At 68.5% G+C, this 17,346-nt stretch carries 19 protein-coding genes; 5 read left to right on the top strand and 14 right to left on the bottom strand.

Translation table 11 applies throughout. The annotated features are described in order from the left end of the window. Position 1 precedes the first annotated feature (1 nt). The 13 genes from CY652_RS06150 to CY652_RS06090 all read right to left on the bottom strand — a co-directional run bounded on the left by CY652_RS06150 (position 2) and on the right by CY652_RS06090 (position 12,134). Positions 2 to 1,552, bottom strand: coding sequence for a pilus assembly protein TadG-related protein (locus CY652_RS06150; RefSeq protein WP_102129811.1), 1,551 nt, complete (start codon positions 1,550 to 1,552; stop codon positions 2 to 4). A 10-nt stretch (positions 1,553 to 1,562) separates the two neighbouring features. Next, positions 1,563 to 2,135 carry a TadE/TadG family type IV pilus assembly protein gene (locus CY652_RS06145; protein ID WP_102129810.1) on the bottom strand — a complete coding sequence of 191 codons (573 nt, stop codon included), beginning with the start codon at positions 2,133 to 2,135 and terminating at the stop codon, positions 1,563 to 1,565. Next, positions 2,135 to 2,680 (bottom strand): TadE/TadG family type IV pilus assembly protein, encoded by a 546-nt coding sequence (locus CY652_RS06140; protein WP_102129809.1) that lies wholly within the window; start codon positions 2,678 to 2,680, stop codon positions 2,135 to 2,137. The genes CY652_RS06145 and CY652_RS06140 overlap by 1 nt, the downstream gene beginning before the upstream one ends. Beyond that, positions 2,677 to 3,705: a tetratricopeptide repeat protein gene (locus CY652_RS06135; protein ID WP_102129808.1), complete on the bottom strand. Its 1,029-nt coding sequence runs from the start codon at positions 3,703 to 3,705 to the stop codon at positions 2,677 to 2,679. The genes CY652_RS06140 and CY652_RS06135 overlap by 4 nt, the downstream gene beginning before the upstream one ends. Next, positions 3,702 to 4,655 (bottom strand): type II secretion system F family protein, encoded by a 954-nt coding sequence (locus CY652_RS06130; protein WP_102129807.1) that lies wholly within the window; start codon positions 4,653 to 4,655, stop codon positions 3,702 to 3,704. Before CY652_RS06130 ends, CY652_RS06135 begins: the two co-directional genes overlap by 4 nt. Next, complete coding sequence (locus CY652_RS06125; protein WP_102129806.1) at positions 4,652 to 5,626, bottom strand: type II secretion system F family protein; 975 nt, start codon at positions 5,624 to 5,626, stop codon at positions 4,652 to 4,654. Before CY652_RS06125 ends, CY652_RS06130 begins: the two co-directional genes overlap by 4 nt. Further along, positions 5,623 to 7,086 (bottom strand): CpaF family protein, encoded by a 1,464-nt coding sequence (locus CY652_RS06120; RefSeq protein ID WP_258002211.1) that lies wholly within the window; start codon positions 7,084 to 7,086, stop codon positions 5,623 to 5,625. Before CY652_RS06120 ends, CY652_RS06125 begins: the two co-directional genes overlap by 4 nt. Further along, positions 7,086 to 8,312, bottom strand: a complete 1,227-nt coding sequence (locus CY652_RS06115; RefSeq protein WP_258002210.1) for an AAA family ATPase — start codon at positions 8,310 to 8,312, stop codon at positions 7,086 to 7,088. Before CY652_RS06115 ends, CY652_RS06120 begins: the two co-directional genes overlap by 1 nt. A gap of 24 nt (positions 8,313 to 8,336) precedes the next feature. Further along, positions 8,337 to 8,768: a hypothetical protein gene (locus CY652_RS06110; protein WP_258002209.1), complete on the bottom strand. Its 432-nt coding sequence runs from the start codon at positions 8,766 to 8,768 to the stop codon at positions 8,337 to 8,339. A gap of 11 nt (positions 8,769 to 8,779) precedes the next feature. After that, positions 8,780 to 10,189: a type II and III secretion system protein family protein gene (locus CY652_RS06105; RefSeq protein ID WP_102129805.1), complete on the bottom strand. Its 1,410-nt coding sequence runs from the start codon at positions 10,187 to 10,189 to the stop codon at positions 8,780 to 8,782. Between the two features lie 71 nt (positions 10,190 to 10,260). Next, a complete protein-coding gene (gene cpaB / locus CY652_RS06100; protein WP_102129804.1) occupies positions 10,261 to 11,250 on the bottom strand; it encodes a Flp pilus assembly protein CpaB in 990 nt (329 codons plus the stop codon). Between the two features lie 40 nt (positions 11,251 to 11,290). After that, positions 11,291 to 11,794 carry a prepilin peptidase gene (locus CY652_RS06095; protein ID WP_102129803.1) on the bottom strand — a complete coding sequence of 168 codons (504 nt, stop codon included), beginning with the start codon at positions 11,792 to 11,794 and terminating at the stop codon, positions 11,291 to 11,293. Positions 11,795 to 11,936: 142 nt separating this feature from the next. Beyond that, the gene (locus tag CY652_RS06090; protein WP_102129802.1) at positions 11,937 to 12,134 is read right to left on the bottom strand and encodes a Flp family type IVb pilin; all 198 of its coding nucleotides are present in this window, start codon (positions 12,132 to 12,134) and stop codon (positions 11,937 to 11,939) included. Positions 12,135 to 12,537: 403 nt separating this feature from the next. On the opposite strand from CY652_RS06090, the gene CY652_RS23840 reads away from it, so the two are divergent. From CY652_RS23840 to CY652_RS06080, 3 genes are all read left to right on the top strand, one after another. Next, on the top strand, positions 12,538 to 12,726 hold the full coding sequence (locus CY652_RS23840; protein ID WP_146010030.1) for a hypothetical protein: 189 nt from the start codon (positions 12,538 to 12,540) through the stop codon (positions 12,724 to 12,726). Further along, positions 12,723 to 13,694: a threo-3-hydroxy-L-aspartate ammonia-lyase gene (locus tag CY652_RS06085; RefSeq protein ID WP_102129801.1), complete on the top strand. Its 972-nt coding sequence runs from the start codon at positions 12,723 to 12,725 to the stop codon at positions 13,692 to 13,694. Before CY652_RS23840 ends, CY652_RS06085 begins: the two co-directional genes overlap by 4 nt. Before the next feature lie 445 nt (positions 13,695 to 14,139). Then, the gene (locus CY652_RS06080; RefSeq protein WP_102129800.1) at positions 14,140 to 14,574 is read left to right on the top strand and encodes a CHRD domain-containing protein; all 435 of its coding nucleotides are present in this window, start codon (positions 14,140 to 14,142) and stop codon (positions 14,572 to 14,574) included. Positions 14,575 to 14,585: 11 nt separating this feature from the next. Here CY652_RS06080 and CY652_RS06075 read toward each other — a convergent pair whose 3' ends face one another. Beyond that, positions 14,586 to 15,539, bottom strand: coding sequence for an EcsC family protein (locus CY652_RS06075; protein ID WP_102129799.1), 954 nt, complete (start codon positions 15,537 to 15,539; stop codon positions 14,586 to 14,588). Between CY652_RS06075 and CY652_RS24385 the strand changes: the two genes are divergently transcribed. Both CY652_RS24385 and CY652_RS06070 read left to right on the top strand, forming a co-directional pair. Continuing rightward, positions 15,538 to 15,687 (top strand): hypothetical protein, encoded by a 150-nt coding sequence (locus CY652_RS24385; RefSeq protein WP_180970428.1) that lies wholly within the window; start codon positions 15,538 to 15,540, stop codon positions 15,685 to 15,687. The two genes, CY652_RS06075 and CY652_RS24385, sit on opposite strands and share 2 nt — an antisense overlap. A gap of 40 nt (positions 15,688 to 15,727) precedes the next feature. Continuing rightward, positions 15,728 to 17,323, top strand: a complete 1,596-nt coding sequence (locus tag CY652_RS06070) for an MDR family MFS transporter (protein WP_102129798.1) — start codon at positions 15,728 to 15,730, stop codon at positions 17,321 to 17,323. Positions 17,324 to 17,346: the final 23 nt, after the last annotated feature.

Here is a 17,346-nt window from a genome sequence, read left to right as displayed (position 1 = left end):
TCTACTGCGTCAGTACCACCGAGATCAATCCCGTCTGGCTTCCGTTCGGTATCGAGCACTCGATGGCGAAGAAGGCGTTCTGGAACTGGCAGTCCTCGCCGTAGCCCGGACTGTCCTTCGACATTTGCGCGCAGTGGTAAGCGCCCAGGTAGAACTGTTCGTTCGGACCCACCCCGCCCCCGTCGTCCCACCAGAACACGGCCGCCGGCGCGGTTGCCGACGAACCCGAGCCCGCGGCCAGCGCCGAGAGCTGCGCGCAGCTCGGTGCGGCATACTGCGCGCCGCCGTCCGTCGTGGAAAAGCAGTTGCCCTGGGACGGCGGCGGAGACGAGCCCGACAAGCCGTTGATGTAGTCCTGCGTCACGCCGGTCTGGATGTATAACGAGCAGTTCGGCGTCGCCGAGGTCTGCGGGTTCTTCGAGGTCCGGTACTGGGTGGAGCAGTCATAGGTCGTGGTGTTGCCCGAGGTGCTCGTCGTGCAGTTCGAGTAGCCCGTGTCCGGCGCATTGATGCCCAGATAGGTGTCCAGCGTGTTGTATCCCGATGCCTGCAGCGATTGCAGCGTCGACTGGCTGAGCGAGGCCGTGCTGCCCTGCGGGTTCAGGATGCTGGGCGGCAGCGTGGTCTGGACCGACGTGATCTCGGGGTTGCCCGACGAATCGGTCCCGGACGTAACCGCAACCTGGTAGCCGTAGTTCGAATCCTCGCTCGGCGATTCGCCGTTCTGGAGCAGCGACGAGTAGAACGTCTGGCTGCCGCCGTTCGGCGCGCCGTAAGAGTTCGCGCCGTTCACCGACACGGAGCAGGTCGGATTGCCGACGTTGCCGTTGGTATCGTTGCGCAGCATCACGCCGAACGGCTGCGTGGCCGCGAACGAGGGCACGCCCTGGCCGGATTGCGTCGGGTATTGCGGGGTGCCCGGCGTGTAGCTGGTGCCGATCTCGTCGTAGCTGCTGTTCGAGAACGCCGGCACGCTCGAGAAATCGTAGGCCGTGCCCTGCGCGTTGACAGGCACCTGGTACAGATAGACGGTGTTGCCGTCGCAGGCGCGCGAGTTGACCTGGGTGACGACCGGCGTCGCCGAGACGATCGGATTGCCGGCCGTGCCCTGTGCGCTGATGGTCTGGGCGCCCGGAAGGAACAGGGACATCAGCGTCGTCGAGGCATGGGCGGTCGCGCTCACCGTGACGGTGTGGGCTGCCGCTCCGCCAAGATTCGGGTTGATGGTGCCGTTCGTGTCGGTCGTCACTTTCGACGAGGCAACCGACAGGCTGGACGGCAGGATCGCGTGATTGAAGTAGTTCTGGGCGACGCTTTGCGCGTTGTCGGCCTGGGTCTGGTCGTCGAAGACCACGGCGCCCGCGAGGGCGGCTTCGTCCACGGCGTTCTGCAGGTCGGAGCGGAACTGGACCATGCGCGCGAAATCGACCGAGATGCCGACGATCAGGATGATCGGAATCAGCAGGATCAGCAGCATGATGCTGGAGACGCCGCGCTCCTTCGATTTCGGGCGAAGCATCAGGCCCGCGCGCGTTTTGTCTGGAATCGGCATGGCAATGGCCTCACGAGCACGAAGCCGTACACGCGATCGCGGCGTTGCCGCGCGGCCGCGCGAACGCGACGTGGGTCAGCGTGAAAAGCCCCGGGAACAGATACTGGATCGGCGAGTTGTAAAGATAGGATGCCTGCACGACGATGACGCTGTCGCCGGCGGACGGCACGAGGCCGCGTGCGAGCGAAACCGACGAGATCGCGGTCGCGTTCGAACCGCACGAATCGTCGCTTTGCCAGTCCTGGGCGGCGCCGCCCTGGTTCGTCACGCTCGCCACCGCGATCGTGAACGAGGCCGAGTCGGCGCCGACGGAGAACGGCGTCATCATCAGCGCGCCGGCCTTGCAGAAGTTGCCGAGCGAGCCGTTCGTGCCGCCCGTCACGCCGTCGATTTGTTGCGACACGAGGTCGGCGATCGATTGCGCCGCATTTTCGAGCTTCATCTGTGCGCGCACGATCTGGGAAAGCTCGAATACGGCGAACAGGATCGTCGCCATGACCGGCATGAGAATCGCGAACTCTGTCGCCGCCGTGCCCCGGCGGCTGGCGAGGAGCGAACGCAGGAAGCGCAGCAAACGCAGCATCAGTACGGCTCCGTCTGGAAGGCGATGGTGGAAATCAGCATCGTGTTGCCGGCGAGCACCGAGGTCCACGGCAGCGCCCAGCGGTAGTTGTAGCCCACCTGGAGGATCACGTCGTAGTCGGCGGAAAGGTTCGCCTCGGTCTGGGTCATCGTGCCGTTGCCGAACGCCGCGGTGGAGAGCTGCGTGAAGCCCGTGCCGCTCGGCGAGCCGGAGTTCGTCGCCGCGACGTAGATCTGGATGTTCTGCTGGCACGCCGGCACCAGCGTGAACTGCGTGAGCGAGAGGTCGTTGCAGATGGCGTCGACGAGCGGCGTCGCGTAGTTCGAGCCGGTGATCGTGCCGATGCGGATCAGCCGGGCCGCGTCGCGCGCCGCGTTGTCCATGAGCTCCTGGGTCGCGAACGCGAGGCCCAGCTCGAAGATCATGAAGACGAGCAGCAGGAAGAACGGCAGGATCATCACGAACTCGACCGTCGTGACGCCGCGTTGCCGCTTCGGTGCGCGGACGGGCCGCGTCGCGCGCACCGTACGATCCGCGCCGCTCATTTGTCGAAGCCGGCCGTCAGTCGCGCCGGAATCGAGCTTTGCGCCGTCATTTCCTGAGCGGACGATCCGGGGGCCTGGCCCGACGCGGCGGCCGCGTTCGTCGCCGGCGCCGCGGAAGGAATCGTGGGCGCGAGCGGCACGGCCGCCCCGGGCACTTGCGATACGGCGGACGCCACCGGTATCGCGGCGTCGGCCTGCGGCTGGCTCTGCAGCGCCGCCCGCGCCCGCGCGTAGTAGCGCAGGTTGTCCTCCACCGAGGCCTTGGGCAGATCGGTCAGCAGAATCTTCTGTGCCGCGTCGTCGTTGCCGAGCAGGCCGTAGGCGAGCGCGAGATCCTGGCGGGCCTGCGGCGGCGCGTCCGGAATGCCGGCCACGTCGAGCAGCACGTTCGCGCCTTCGCGCGGCTGGTTCGACAGGACGAGCGAAAGCCCCAGATCGATCCGCAGCGCCTGGCTGTCCGGATGCAGCGCGAGCGCGCCGCGGTAGACGGCCTCGGCCTGCGCGTGCTGGCCTTCGAGGTCGAGCACCGTGCCGAGGCCGGCCGAGGCGGCCGGATCGTTCGGCGTCTTCGCGAGCAGCGCGCGGTAGCGCTGCGCCGCGTCGTCGAAGCGGCGCTGGCGGATGGCGATGCGCCCGAGCGCGAGTTGCGGCGCCGGCGTGTCGGGCGCGAGCGCGACGGCGTGCTCGTAGGCGAGGCGCGCGTGCTCGAGGTCGTCCTGCTGGTAGAGGCAGTCGCCGAGCCCGAGGCTGGCCTCGACCGATTTCGGGTCGTGCTTGAGCGCCTTCTCGTAGAGCGACTGCGCGAGGTCGAGGTCGCCCGACTCGAGCGCGCCGTTCGCGATGCGCAGGTCGTCGGTTGCGCCGAGCGTCTTCGTGATCGGCTTCGGTTCGGGCAGCGTCGACGCGTATCGCGGCGTGCTGGAGCAGCCGGCGAGGAGGCCGAGCGCGAGAACGAGCGGCACGAAGGCGGCGAGGGTGACGGGGGGAGAGGCGCGGGTGCGCCGGGAGCGGGTCGCTTCGTTCATTTTCCAAACACCGTCAACAGGCGCAACACGGCGGGGCCGGCGGCGATGATGAAAACCACCGGCAGGATAAAGAGCATCATCGGCATCGTCATTTTCGGCGCGAGCTTCGCGGCCTTCTCCTCGAGCTCGACCATCGCCGAGTTGCGCTCGGACTTCGAGAGGGTCTTGAGTGCCGTCGTGATCGGGGTGCCGAACTGCTGCGACTGGATCAGCGTCGCGACGAGGCTGCGCACCGAAGGCAGCGCGACGCGGTCGGCGAGGTTGCGCAGCGCGATCGAGGCGTCGCCGCCCAACTGCAGCTCCGAGGAGGTCAGATCCAGCTCGTCGGCGAGCGGCGCCGACACCATGCGGATTTCGTCGGCGACGCGCTGCACGCCCACGGCGAGACTGTGGCCCGCGTTCGTGCAGATGACGAGCAGGTCGAGCGCGTCGGGCAGCGCCACGGCAATCTTGCGCTGCCAGCGCCGCGCGCGGAACGCGAGCACGTATTCCGGCACGATCATCCCGAGGATGAACGCGCCGAGCATCATCAGCACGCGCAGCAGCAGGTACTGGCCGAACAGGGGCACGTGCTGGCCGAACAGCGCGATGCCGAGCGCGGCGCCGATGCCGGCGCTGAACTTCAGTCCGATGAGGATCGACACGGCCCGCTGGCCGTGGAACCCGGCGCGGCGGCACTGCTGCGCGAGATGCGTGCGCTGCTGCGCGTCGAAGATCGGGATGCGCTCGCCGAGCATCGCGAGGCTGCGGCCGAGCCCGCGGCGCAGCAGCGGATGCCCGGTCTCGTTCGCGAGTTCGAGCGAGCCCGTGCCGTTCGCGGCGACGGCGCGCACGCGCTCGGCGATGCGCGCGCGCGGGCTCGACCCGACCCGGAACCAGGCGGTCGCGGCCGCGAGCGCGGCGACGATCAGCAGGAGGCAGGCGACGACGAAAGAAGCATGAAGATTCATCGCGAGGTATCCAGTCTGGCCATTTTCTGCACGATCGTGAGGCCTACCGTGAGCAGCACGGCGGCCACGGCGAGCATCCGGTGCCCGGTCCCGGTCGTGAACAGCACTTCGATGTAGTCGCGGTTCAGCGTGTAGATGGCGGCGCCGATGAAGAACGGCACGAACGCGATGATGCGGCTCGTCAGCTTGCCTTCGGCCGTCAGCGCCTTGGTTTTCTGGCGGATGTCGCGGCGCATGCGGATGATCGACGACAGGTTCTCGAGCGTCTCGCCGAGCTGGCCGCCGGTTTCCCGCTGCAGGCGCAGGCAGACCGAGAAGAACGCGAAGTCGGCGATCTCGATGCGCGCGTTGGCGGCCTCGAGCACGTCCACGAGGTCGATGCCGAGCTTCAGCGCGTCGCCCATCGTCTTGAACTCGGCGCGCACCGGCTCGTCGACCTGCTCGCCCGCCGTCGCGATGGCCTGCGTGATCGGCACGCCGGCGCGCGTGGCTCGGATCACGAGGTCGATGGTGTCGGGGAACGCGTAGAGAAAGCGGACGCGAAAGCGCGCGATCAGGCGCTTGTAGGCGAGCACGATGGCGAGCGGCGGCCCGGCCAGCACGACGAGCGGATCGGTCCAGCCGGGCAGCAGCGAGAGCCGCGCGAGCGCGAGGCCCGCGATCAGCCCGGCGAGCGCCGCGAAGGCGAGCGAGGCGCCGCCGTGCTTGCCGGCCACGGTGTTGAGCCGCTGGCGGTGCCGGTAGAGCCAGGCTTGCAGCACGCCCTCGGGCGTCTGCTGGCGGAACAGGTCCGTCGTCTCGTCGGCGGCGGCCGGGCGCTGCTCGACGCGCTGCGACTGCAGCGCCTTCAGGCGCTCGCGCAGCCGCGCCTGCGGACGCTCGCGCTGCGCGTTGCGCAGCGACAGGAACAGCAGGCCTGCGAACATGACGGCGAGAAAGCTCGCGAGGGTGACGACGTCGGCCGGACTCACGATCGCATCGTCTCCATCAGCGCTTCCTCGAGCCCGTAGTAGGCGGCGCGCCCCGAGAACGCCGGGCGGATCGACGCGCATTCGAACACGCCCTTCACTTCCTCGTTGTAGGCGGTGGCGTCGTAGCGGAACGTGAACAGGTCCTGCGTGATGATGATGTCGCCTTCCATGCCGGCGATCTCGGTGATGCGCGTCACGCGCCGCACGCCGTCGCGCATGCGCTCGACCTGCACGATCAGGTGCACCGCGCTCGCGATCTGGCGGCGGATCGAGATCAGCGGCAGGTTGCCGTTGGCGATCAGCACCATGCTTTCGAGCCGCGAGACCGCGTCGCGCGGCGTGTTCGCGTGGATCGTCGTCATCGAGCCGTCGTGGCCGGTGTTCATCGCCTGCAGCACGTCGAACGCCTCGGGGCCGCGCGTTTCGCCGAGGATGATGCGGTCCGGGCGCATCCGCAGCGCGTTGCGCACGAGGTCGCGCTGCGTGACGCCGCCGAGCCCCTCGGTGTTGTCGGGGCGCGTCTCCAGGCTGACGACGTGCGGTTGCTGGAGCTGCAGTTCCGCCGCGTCCTCGATGGTCAGCACGCGCTCGCGCGCGTCGATGAAGTGCGACATCGCGTTGAGCAGCGTCGTCTTGCCTGAGCCGGTGCCGCCCGAGATCAGGATGTTGAGCCGCGCTGTGGCCGCGATCTTGAGCAACTGCGCCATCTCGTGCGACATGTTTCCCTGCTGGGACATGCGCTGCAGCGAGATGTTGCGTCTCGAGAACTTGCGGATCGCGATGCAGGCGCCGTGGATCGCGAGCGGCGGCAGCACGACGTTGACGCGGCTGCCGTCGGCAAGCCGCGCGTCGACCATCGGGCTGCTCTCGTCGACGCGCCGCCCGATGGAGGCGGCGATGCGCTGCGCGATGTTGACGACGTGGGCGTTGTCGCGGAACTTGAGCTGCGTGAGCTCGAGCCGCCCGTGGCGCTCGACGTAGACCTGGTCCGGGCCGTTCACGAGGATGTCGGTCACCGAGTCGTCGGCGAGCAGCGGCTCGATCGGGCCCACGCCGAACATGTCGTTGAGCAGTTCGTCGATGACGAGCGCCTGCTCGGCCTGGGTGAGGTTGAGCCGGTCGCGCTCGATCAGGTCGGAGACGATCTGGCCGATACCCTCGTGCACTTCGGTGCGCGTCTTCAGCACGGCCGCCGAGACGTTCATCGCCGCGAACACGCCGCTGCGGATCGAGCGGAACGCCTCGGAGCGGATCATCGATTCGGCCTGCGCGACCGCGGCGGCGGCCTCGCGCGACTTGGGCGGCGCGAAGCTCGCCTGCGGCGGCGCGGGACGCTCGACGGTCCGCTCGGCGCGTTCGATCCGCTCGACTCGTTCAGCGCGTTCGGTCCGCCCGGTTTCATCCTCGGGCGGATCGTTTTCGACGACGGGCGGGCGGGAAACGGTCTTCAGGCCGAACATCAGCGTCTCCTTCGCGGCAGGAACCGCGCGTACCAGGGGGGCTGCACCGTCGTGCGGGTGCCGGTCAGGTTGTCGGCGATCGCCGTGATGGCGAGTCCGAACTCGCTCTCGAACGGCACGGCCTCGCCGAGGTTCTCGGCCGTCGCGACGGACTTGCCGTCGAACGGCAGCTCCTGCGCGACGGGCCGACCGATCGCCTCGGCGAAGTCGGGCAGCTCGACGCGGCCCGACGCGGGCTGGCCGGGATTGTTCACGAGCACGGAGACGGTCGGCTCGCTGCTGCAGGCGAGCACGTGGCGGATCAGCCGCGAGGTTTCGCGCGCCGAATGCACCGAGCGGTCGGCGACGACGTAGATGTTCTTCGCGCTGGCGAACGCCTCCTCGGCGAGCGTGCCGGCGCGGCTCGGCACGTCGAGCAGCACGTAATGGAAGTAGTGCTTGAGCATCGAGACGAGGTCGCTGATCGCGCCCGCCTGCAGCTCGAAGTCGCGGCGGTACTCGAGTTCCGAGGACAGCACGAAGAGCCGCGGTCCGCGCGTGACGAACGTGCGCTCCATGTATTGCAGGTCGAGGCGGTGCACGTTCTGCAGCACGTCGGTCAGGCCGTTGTTGGTGGTGAGCCCGAGGAGCGTGTTCGCGGCGCCGCCGTAGGGGTTCAGGTCCACGTAGGCGACACGGCGCAGCGTGACGTCGGCGAGCTGGCGCGCGAGCGCGACGCCGATCGTCGTCACGCCGACGCCGCCGCGCGTGCCGACGAGCGCCAGCACCTTGCCGGTGCGCCGCTGCTGTAGCGGCTCGCCGCTCTCGTCGGCGGCGAACGTGCGTTGCAGCAGCTCCGCCGTGAGCGGCTTGACGAGGTAGTCCTGCACGCCGATCTGCAGCAGGTTGCGGAACAGGCCGACGTCGTTGCGCTCGCCGACCGTGATGACCGACACCGACGGCTCGCACACTTCGGCGAGCCGCGCGAGGTCCGAGAGCGGCATGGCCGACTGCGAGAGGTCGATGAGCAGCCGCGAGGGCGAGCGCTCCATGCGCTGCAGCCGGCGGATCGCGTCGTCGACGGTGCCGGTCGCGACGTAGGCGTGCGCGATCATCTGGTCGTGCACGAAACCGCGGATCGTGTCCTCGGTCTGCTGGTCGCAGACGAAGGCGACGAATTCGGCCGACTTGACCGGCTTGCCGGCGCCTAGGCCGACGCGGGACAGCGCATCAGGGGCGTTTAGCACGGGAGCCTCGCAACGTGGGTTTCATTAGTTCTCGGGAGAGGACATCGTGTTGCCCGACGTGAGCGGCGTGACCTTGCCGTTTTCGAGGGCACGCACGGCCGAGGCGCCGAGCGCGGCGTCGGCCGCGCGCTCGCCGGCGTAGGGCTTGGGCGAGACCGCGTCCTCGGGCCGCGCGAGTTCGGCGGCGAGGTTCGCGTAGGTCGCGCAGCCGAACGGAATGGTCGGGTGCGGCAGCCTGTCGGGGTCGCCCAGATGCGACGGCTCGGCGATCTGCGTGCAATCGGGCGGCACGGCCGCGTTCCCGTCGAACGAGATCACGCGCGCGTCGGGCAGGTTCAGCGGCGGGTCCTGCGACAGGCAGCCGGACAGGCCGAGGCACAGCAGCAGGCCGGACGCGAGCGGCACGAGCGGCAGCGCGCGGCGGACGGTGAGGGCGTGGCGGACGGCGGGGCGCATCGCGGTCTCCTTCAATAGACGAAGCCGGCCGAGCCGACGAGGCGCGGCGTGTTGCCCGACAGCGGATCGAGCCCGGTCTGGCGCTGCAGGCTGTACTCGACGTCGCTGCTCGGCGACATCAGCGTATCGAGCGGCGTGCGCAGCCGGTTGCCGTTGGTCGGGTTGACGAGGTAGGGCGTCACGATCACGACGAGCTCGGACTTCTGGTCCTGGAAGTTGCGCGACGAGAACAGCTTGCCGAGTATCGGCAGCGAGCCGATGCCGGGCAGCTCCGAGAGCGTGTTGCTCGAATCGCTCGAAAGCAGGCCGCCGATCGCGAAGCTCTGGCCGCTCGAAAGCTCGACCGTGGTTTCGAGCCGGCGCACGCTGAGGCCGGGGATCGAAATGCCGCCCGAGGTGATGCTGGCCGAGGTGTCGAGCTGGCTCACCTCCGGGTGGACGCGCAGGCTGATACGGTTGTCGGCGAGCACCGTCGGCGTGAAGTTCAGCGAGACGCCGAATTCCTTGAACTCGACGCTGATCGCGCCGTTGCTGCCGCCCTGCGTGACCGGAATCGGGAACTCGCCGCCGGCGAGGAAGCTGGCCGTCTGCCCCGACATCGCGGTCAGGTTCGGCTCGGCGAGCATCGTGATGAGGCCTTCCTGGTCGAGCGCGTCGATGAGCGCCTGGATCGACGTGGCGCCGGCCTTGAAGCCGACGAGCGGCGAGAACGCGTTGTTGGTCGCCAACTGGTAGACGCCCGTGCTCGGGTCCTGGATCTCGCGGCCCGAAAGGAGGCCGCCGATGAAGTTGCCCCCGCCCACCGCGGACCAGTTCACGCCGAATTCCTGCGTGACCGTGCGGTCGACCTCGGCGATGCGCACGTGCAGGTTCACCTGCAACGGGTGCGTGAGCACCATGCGGTTGATGAGCGTTTCCTTGCCATCCAGGTAGGGCGTGATCGTCTGCACGACCGCGTCGGCGTCGGCGGCGCTGTTCACCTGGCCCGAGACCATCAGCGAACCCGGCGCCGAGGTGACGGCGAGGTGCAGCGCCGGGAAGCGCGCGTCGAGGATCTGCTGGAGATAGGCGACGTCGTCGGTCACCTCGATCGTCTCGCGCAGCAGCGTGCGGTTGTCGGCGCCGAGCACGTAGAGCGTCGTCGTGCCCGACTTCTTGCCGAGCACGAACACGGCCTGCGGATTCGGCACGTGGACGTCGGCGACGGACGGATCGGCCACGAACACCGTGGTCGCGGGCGAGCGCAGGCGCACGAGCGAGCCCTTGCCGACGCCGATCGAAAGCGTGCCGGCCGGCGCGTCGACCTCGTTGCCTCCGGCGGGCCGTCGCGCGCCGGCATGGGCGACGTTCAGCGCCGCCGCGCAAACGCACGCGGCGGCGGCGAGCCGCAGCAACATCGACAGTGGACGACGGTACGCCATGGGGTTTTTCCTGTTTCCCGATCCGGCTGCGCGGCCGGGCCTCAAATCGATCATGGGGATGGGCTCGCGGTTCATGGGTGCGCGGGCACCGTCGGCGGGCCCGACGGCGGCAGGCTCGCGATCGACGGCAGCGGCGGGAGCGGGCCGCTGTCGCCCGCCAGCGTCGCTTCCGTCGAGCCCCGGTAGATCGTCACGGCGCGCGCCGCCGCGTGCTGCGGCGTGGCGCCGGCGTCGAACCCGCGCCGCTCCGCGGGCAGATCGCGGACCGCGCGCGAGATGTCGCCGGCCCAGACGGGCTTCTCGTTGGGCAGCGCGTTCGAGGTCGCGTCGTTGCCCGACGTGTCGGAGGCCGTCCGGTCGAGCGTCGCGAAACTGCGCAGCGCGAGCGACAGGCTGCCGAGCCGCGCGGCCACGGCCACGGCCTCGGCCGTGTGCGGCGAGACTTCGAGCGTCACGGTGCGCGCGCGCGTGTTCGCGTCGCCGGCGAGGTTCGGGCCCGTCGTGTCCTTCGTGGGCTGGAGCTCCGAGCCCACCGCGAGTACGCGCGCGTGCTGGACGACGATCTCGCTCGACACCGAGAGGTCGGGCGAGTCGGTCTTGCCCGCCATGTTCTGCGTGAGGATCAGGTCCACGTAGTCGCCGGGCTGGATCAGGCCCGCGTTGCCCGAGACGTCGTCGATCGCGACCGAGACGGCGCGCATGTCGGGCTTGAGCGTCGCGGAGAGGAAGCCCGGCGCGTTGGCCTCGATCACGTCCGAGGCGGTGACGGGCGCGCCGGCCGCGAGCGGATGGCGCAGCACGGCGCCCTTGAGCTCGACGCCGGACTTCGCGCCCTCGACGACGGCGCCGGCCGGCGTCTGCGCGTGCCGGTACTGTTTCCAGGCGAGATCGTCGTCGCGCAGCAGGAGGCCTTGCGGCAGATCGGCGGCGGCGACGCGGACGTTGTCGAACGCCGGCGGGCGCACGGCCGGCCTGGAGGCGGCGATGAAGAGGCCGCGCAGGACGAGCGCGGCGATGACCGCCACGACAACGAGCAAACCGATCTTGATGACGTTCGACATGACGAAGCCAGCGAGTAAGCGCCGATAAAGGCGGGGCGAATCAGGTATGCGGCCCGTGCGCGAGCACGGGGCCCAGGATGACGACGGCCCCGCCGGCTGCGAGGGCGACGCCGTACGGCACGCCGCGCTTGGCCGACCAGGGCCGCGCGGCGCGGCCGAACGGGCTCGACGGCGCGAGGCGGACGAGCCCGGACGCGGCGAGCGCGAGCAGCGCGACCGCGAGGCCGGCGAGCGCAATCAGCAGCAGCGCGGGCAGCGCGAGCGTGCTGCCCGCCCACAGGAAAACGGCGGCGGCCAACTTTACGTCGCCGCCGCCGAGCGCGCCGCAGGCGAACAGCGCCGTGCCCACGGCGAAGGCCGCGACGGCGACCGCGACGTGATGAACGAGCACGGACGCGACGGCGGCGTGGGCGGCCAGCGCGGCGGCGAAATAGAGCGCGACCAGCGCGGCGACGAGCGGACCCGGCAACCTGCGTGAGCGGACGTCGCACCACGCGAGCACGGCGAGAAGCGCGCACGCGATCAGGCGAATGGCGAACAGCATGGAATCGGATTTCCGCGCGCGGTCTGCTGCGATAAAAACGCGGGCCGCCGCCGGTGGGCGGTGTCCCGTGAGCGTGGCGCAGTGATCGGGTGCCGTCGGGCGTGGGTACCTGCTTCCCGACGGCGGCCGCGATGCTCCGTTATCAGCCGCCAGTGTTGTTCAGCGCAGTGGTGATTTTGGTCATCAGGCTCGTGAACAGACCAGGCAGTCCCGTGCCGTTGTTCTCAAGGACGGCACCCGCCGCCGTCACCGCGACGACGACGACCGCCGCGAGAATCGCATATTCGAGCGCGGTCACGCCGCGTTCGTCGGCCCACAGTTTCCGGATGATTTGACGCATGTTTTAGCTCCATGAAGAAATCACGGGCTCAATGAAAAAACGACGAATAGACCCGCGAGCGCGCCCATTCTAGTGGAGCTGCCGGATAAAAAGTTAGATGAATTGAAGGGTGATTCGGCTTTTTTTCGGACTCAAGAATTAGCTGAATCTGCCGTTAAAGCGGCATATTTTTATGAGACTTGAGCTGTCCGTTTTTTAAAATCGATTACGCAAACGGTTGCACTCGTACGATAAAAACGTATCCAATCGTTTGCTTGCCGGAAGCGTGCTGACAGGGCGAATCCGCCGACTGGGGAGGCATTGCGCCCAGCCCGGGCCAATGCCATTCTAGATCCAGAATTGGAAACGTTTCCTTATTTTTATCGGCGTTGTTTTGACGAGACAGTCAATGCGCCGGACGCGCATGAACCATTCGTTCGATGGCGCATTCGATGAGCGCCGGGAGTCGATGAATTTCTCCGGTATGATAAGCGAATCTATTGACGATTCGTTTATGGTTCGGTATACCCGTGCGTTCCGTTCCGAATTGTTCGTCAAATCCGTCAATCCGCAAAAGGGAACCGGCTTTCGTGCCGACCGAATATCACCATGACTGCATTGCCGATTACCTATGAAGACGTCGTCGCCGCGCACGAGCGCATTCGCGGCGCGGCGCACCGCACGCCGGTGCTGACGTCGAGCACCGCCGACGAACTGGGCGGCGCGCAACTCTTCTTCAAGTGCGAGAACTTCCAGCGCATGGGCGCGTTCAAGTTCCGCGGCGCCTATAACGCGATCGCGCAGTTCTCGCCCGCGCAGAAGGCGGCCGGCGTCATCACCTATTCGTCGGGCAACCATGCGCAGGCCATCGCGCTCTCCGCGCGGCTGCTCGGCGTGAAGGCCGTGATCGTGATGCCCGAGGACGCGCCGGCCGTGAAGGTCGCGGCGACGCGCGGCTACGGCGGCGAGGTCGTGTTCTACGACCGCTACAAGGAGGACCGCGAGGCGCTCGGGCGCAAGCTCGCCCACGAGCGCGGCCTTACGCTGATCCCGCCTTACGACCATCCGCACGTGATGGCGGGCCAGGGCACGGCGGCGAAGGAACTCGTCGAGGACGCCGGGCCGCTCGACGTGCTGCTCGTCTGCCTCGGCGGCGGCGGTTTGCTCTCGGGCTGTGCGACGGCCGCGAAGGCGCTCAATCCCGACTGCACGGTGCTCGGCGTCGAGCCCGAGGCCGGCAACGACGGCCAGCGCAGCCTGCGCGGCGGCTCGATCGTCCACATCGAAACGCCGAAGACGATCGCCGACGGCGCGCAGACGCAGCACCTCGGCCAGTACACGTTCCCGGTGATCCGCGAGTTGGTCAGCGACGTCGTCACGGTGAGCGACGCGGAGCTCGTCGAGACGATGAAGTTTTTCGCGAGCCGGATGAAGATCGTGGTCGAGCCGACCGGCTGCCTCGCGGCGGCCGCGGTCCTGCAGCGCAAGGTCGACGTGCGCGGCAAGCGGGTGGGCATCGTCGTTTCGGGCGGCAACGTCGATCTGCAACGCTTCTCGCAACTGGTGGGCGCTTCGGCCTGAGCGCCGCGCGGCCGGACCTCGTCGAAGCGGTCCGGCCAACCGGCGAGATGGCCGGATCAATGATCCGGATTCCTCTTGATTATCGCCTCGACGATCAGGGGGGGCGGCCGGTCGCGAGGCGGACGAAAACGGGACGCTCGCTCAGGCGGAAAAGCGAAGACGAAAAAAAACGCGGCCGAAGCCGCGTTCAAGCTTGGAAACCCCTCGTGGAGGGGTTTCACTTCTCGCAAGGCAAAGAGTAGCGGCTGAAGTCGCGAAGATCGAGTGCAAATCGAGGAATTCACTCTTATCGGAAGCGCAAACAATGACGTCCGCCATACCGGGCGAGCGCCGTTTGTGCCGAAGGTAAGACGACGACGGTCGCCGGGAATTTGCACTAGCATGAGGGCGTCGCACGCTCCGCAAGGGCGGCGCGACCCGACACAACAACACCCTGGAGAAAACAATGATTGCGCTTCGCCTGTTCAAGTTTGCCGTTCTCCTCTGCGCCTTTGCGTCGAGCGCCGCGTTTGCCGACACGGTCGCGCTGAAGGCCAACCTCGAGCCTTCGAGCGAGGTGCCGCCGCACGCCACGCACGGCCACGGCCAGCTCAACGCCACATTCGACACCACGACGGACACGCTGACGTGGACCGTGACCTACGGCGGCCTGTCCTCGCCCGCGATCGCCGCGCATTTCCACGGTCCCGCGCCCGTGGGCCAGAACGCGAAGGTGCAGATTCCGATCGCGAAGAGCGACCTGCCCAGCCCGATCAAGGGTTCGGCGAAGCTGGATCAACAGCAGGTGACGGACCTGCTGGGCGGCCAGTGGTACTTCAACGTCCACACGACGCAGAACCCGGGCGGCGAGATCCGCGGGCAGGTGCTGCCGGCCAACTGAGGCGGGGCGTTTCAGCTCGCGTTCCGGTCGTCGGGCGGTGCCTCGACGGTCCGGACGTCGCCGATGGCCTGCCAGGCCGTCCGCACCGCTTCTTCGCCATAGTGGCGCTCGAGCCGCCGCACCGTGAAGTGGCCGTGCGCGACCTGCTGGAAGTGGCCGATGAACACGGTGTTGACGGCGGCGCCGAGCACCGCCCCGATCGCCGGAATCGACTTCGCGGCGATCTGCTCGCTCACCTGCACCGAAAAGCGCGCGGCGATGGACTGCATGAGCCGCAGCAGCGCGGTCGAGCCGTGCGCGGCGAACCCCTTGGAGGCGACCTCGGTCGAGGCTTTCGAAACGGCCTGGGCGAGCGCGCCGCGCGCGAGGAAGTAGCCGAGTTCGGCGTCGTCGTCGGCCTTCGACGCGCTGCCGAGCGCGAACACCGTCAGACATTGCAGTTGCGTGTCGGGCGAAGCCAGGTTCTCGCCCTCGCTGCGCGCGATCTCGCAGATCGAGCGGAACATCAGCGTCGTCGTCACCGGCAGCTCGACCGGCAGCGCCACGAGGCCGAACGCGCCGCCGGCCGCGCCCGTCGTCGCGACCGCGATCCGGTGCAGCAGGTTGCCGGGCGGCTTTGCGTTCGCCGCCGGCGCGCCGTTCACGTCGTTCGCGGCGGGTTCGGCGGCGTCGTTGCCGGCGACGGCGGGGCGGGCGCGGCCGAGCGTCTTCAGCGCGATTCGCAGGCACTGGCGCAGCGCGAGCCGCGCGGCTTCGTTCACCTTGTCGCCGGCCGCGGCGGGCAGGCGGCCGATCAGCTTTTCGACGGGCGCCCCGGCCATCGACGCGAGCTTCATGCCGAAGGGCGGACTTTCGAGCTGGCGCTTCGCGCGCCGCAGCGCGGCCAGGTCGTTGTCGCTCAAGCCGGCAAAGGCGCCGGACGGCGCGGCGGGTGACGTGGCGGGTGAGGCGGGATGGCGCTCCATGCTCGACGAATCTCCTGCAAAAAATTCCGGACTTGGGGCCGATCCGGGAAAAGCCCGCAAAAACCGCGAAGAACGAGCCGGAACGCGGCAAAAACGGGCGCGCCGGCGCGCCGTGCCCGTCAGTTTAGAAGATCGCCGCATGGTATGATGCCGTATCTTTGACGCGGCAATCGTTGCGGAATCAAAAAATGGCTGTCCATACCGCCGCCCATCACTCCAGCAAGCAGGTCTTGCCGTTCCGGGAGTCGCTGCTCGCGATGCTCGGCGTTTCGTTCGTCACCATGCTCGTCGCGCTCGACCAGACCGTGGTCGGCACGGCGCTGCCGACCATCGTCGCGGAGCTGCGCGGCTTCGAGCTCTACGCGTGGGTCGCGACCTCGTATCTGCTCACCTCGGTCATCACCGTGCCGATTTTCGGGCGGCTCGGCGACTACTACGGCCGCAAGCCGTTCCTGATCGCCTCGATCATCGTGTTCAGCGCCGCCTCGGTGCTTTGCGGCGTGGCCAACAGCATGCTGTTCCTCGTGCTCGCGCGCGGCCTGCAGGGCATCGGCGGCGGGATGCTCGTCGGCACGGCGTTCGCCTGCATCCCCGATCTCTTTCCCGACTCCGTGGTGCGGCTGCGCTGGCAGGTGCTGATGAGCTCCGCGTTCGGCATCGCGAACGCGGTCGGCCCGTCGATGGGCGGCTTCTTCACGCAGTATTACGGCTGGCGCTCGGTGTTCTACGTGAACCTGCCGGTGGGGCTCGTCTCGCTGTTCTTCGTCTGGCGCTACCTGCCGCACCTGCGCCACGTCGAGCACAAGGGGCGCATGCGGCTCGACTGGCCCGGCGCGGCGCTGATCGCGCTCGCGCTCGGCTGCCTGCAGCTCTTCGTCGAGCGGCTGCCGAGGCAGGGCATCACGGTCGAAACGGTCTGCCTGCTCGCGGCGAGCGTGGCGGCCACGTGGGCGCTGCTGCGCTGGGAGCGCCGGTTCCCGCAGGCCATCCTGCCCATGGACATGTTCCGCAACCCGAGCCTGAACGCGCTCTTCACGCTCGCGGTGCTCGGCGGCTTCGCGATGTTCTCGCTGCTTTTCTACGCTCCGCTGCTGTTCCAGGGCGGCTTCGGCATGTCGCCGCAGGACGCCGGCCTCGTCATCACGCCGCTCGTCGTCTTCATCACGATCGGCAGCATCACGAACGGCCGGATCGTCTCGCGCATCCGCAATCCGAATCTCATGCTTTACATCGGCTTCGCGATGCTGGCGGTAGCCTGCGTCGCCGTGGCCGTCGCCACGCGTTCGATGCCGCGCTCGCTCCTGATGTCGTTCATGGTCCTGGCCGGCCTCGGCCTCGGCTTCGTGATGCCGAACCTGACCGTGTTCGCGCAGCAGGTGGCCGGGCGCGAGCACCTGGGCATCGCCACGGCGCTGCTGCAGTCGCTGCGGATGGTCGGCGGAATGATCGGCACGGCGCTGACGGGCACGATGGTCACGCATCTCTACGCGAGCGGCGTGCGAGAGGCGCTCGCCGCCGACCACGCGAGCCACTGGTTCGCGCGGCTCGCGGACCCGCAGATCCTCATCAACCTCGACGCCCAGCGGACGTTGACGGACGAGCTCACGCACGCGGGCCACAACGGCGCGCTGCTGCTCGAAGCCGCGCGCGAGGCGCTCGTCTCGGCCATCCACCTCGGCATCGCGGTGGCCGCTCTCGTCGCGGCCGCGTCGGTCTGGCAAAGCCGGCGCGTGCCGCCCATCAAACTGCGCGCGCCGGCCGAGCCGACGCTCCACGCGGACTGACGCCGCACGCCGGCACCGGGACG

Origin of the sequence: Burkholderia sp. WAC0059 (assembly GCF_002870125.1) — a bacterium.
In the GTDB taxonomy this organism is placed as follows: domain Bacteria; phylum Pseudomonadota; class Gammaproteobacteria; order Burkholderiales; family Burkholderiaceae; genus Paraburkholderia.
The sequence above is the reverse complement of the archived record's forward strand: the minus strand, read 5'-3'. Positions and strand labels throughout refer to the sequence as shown.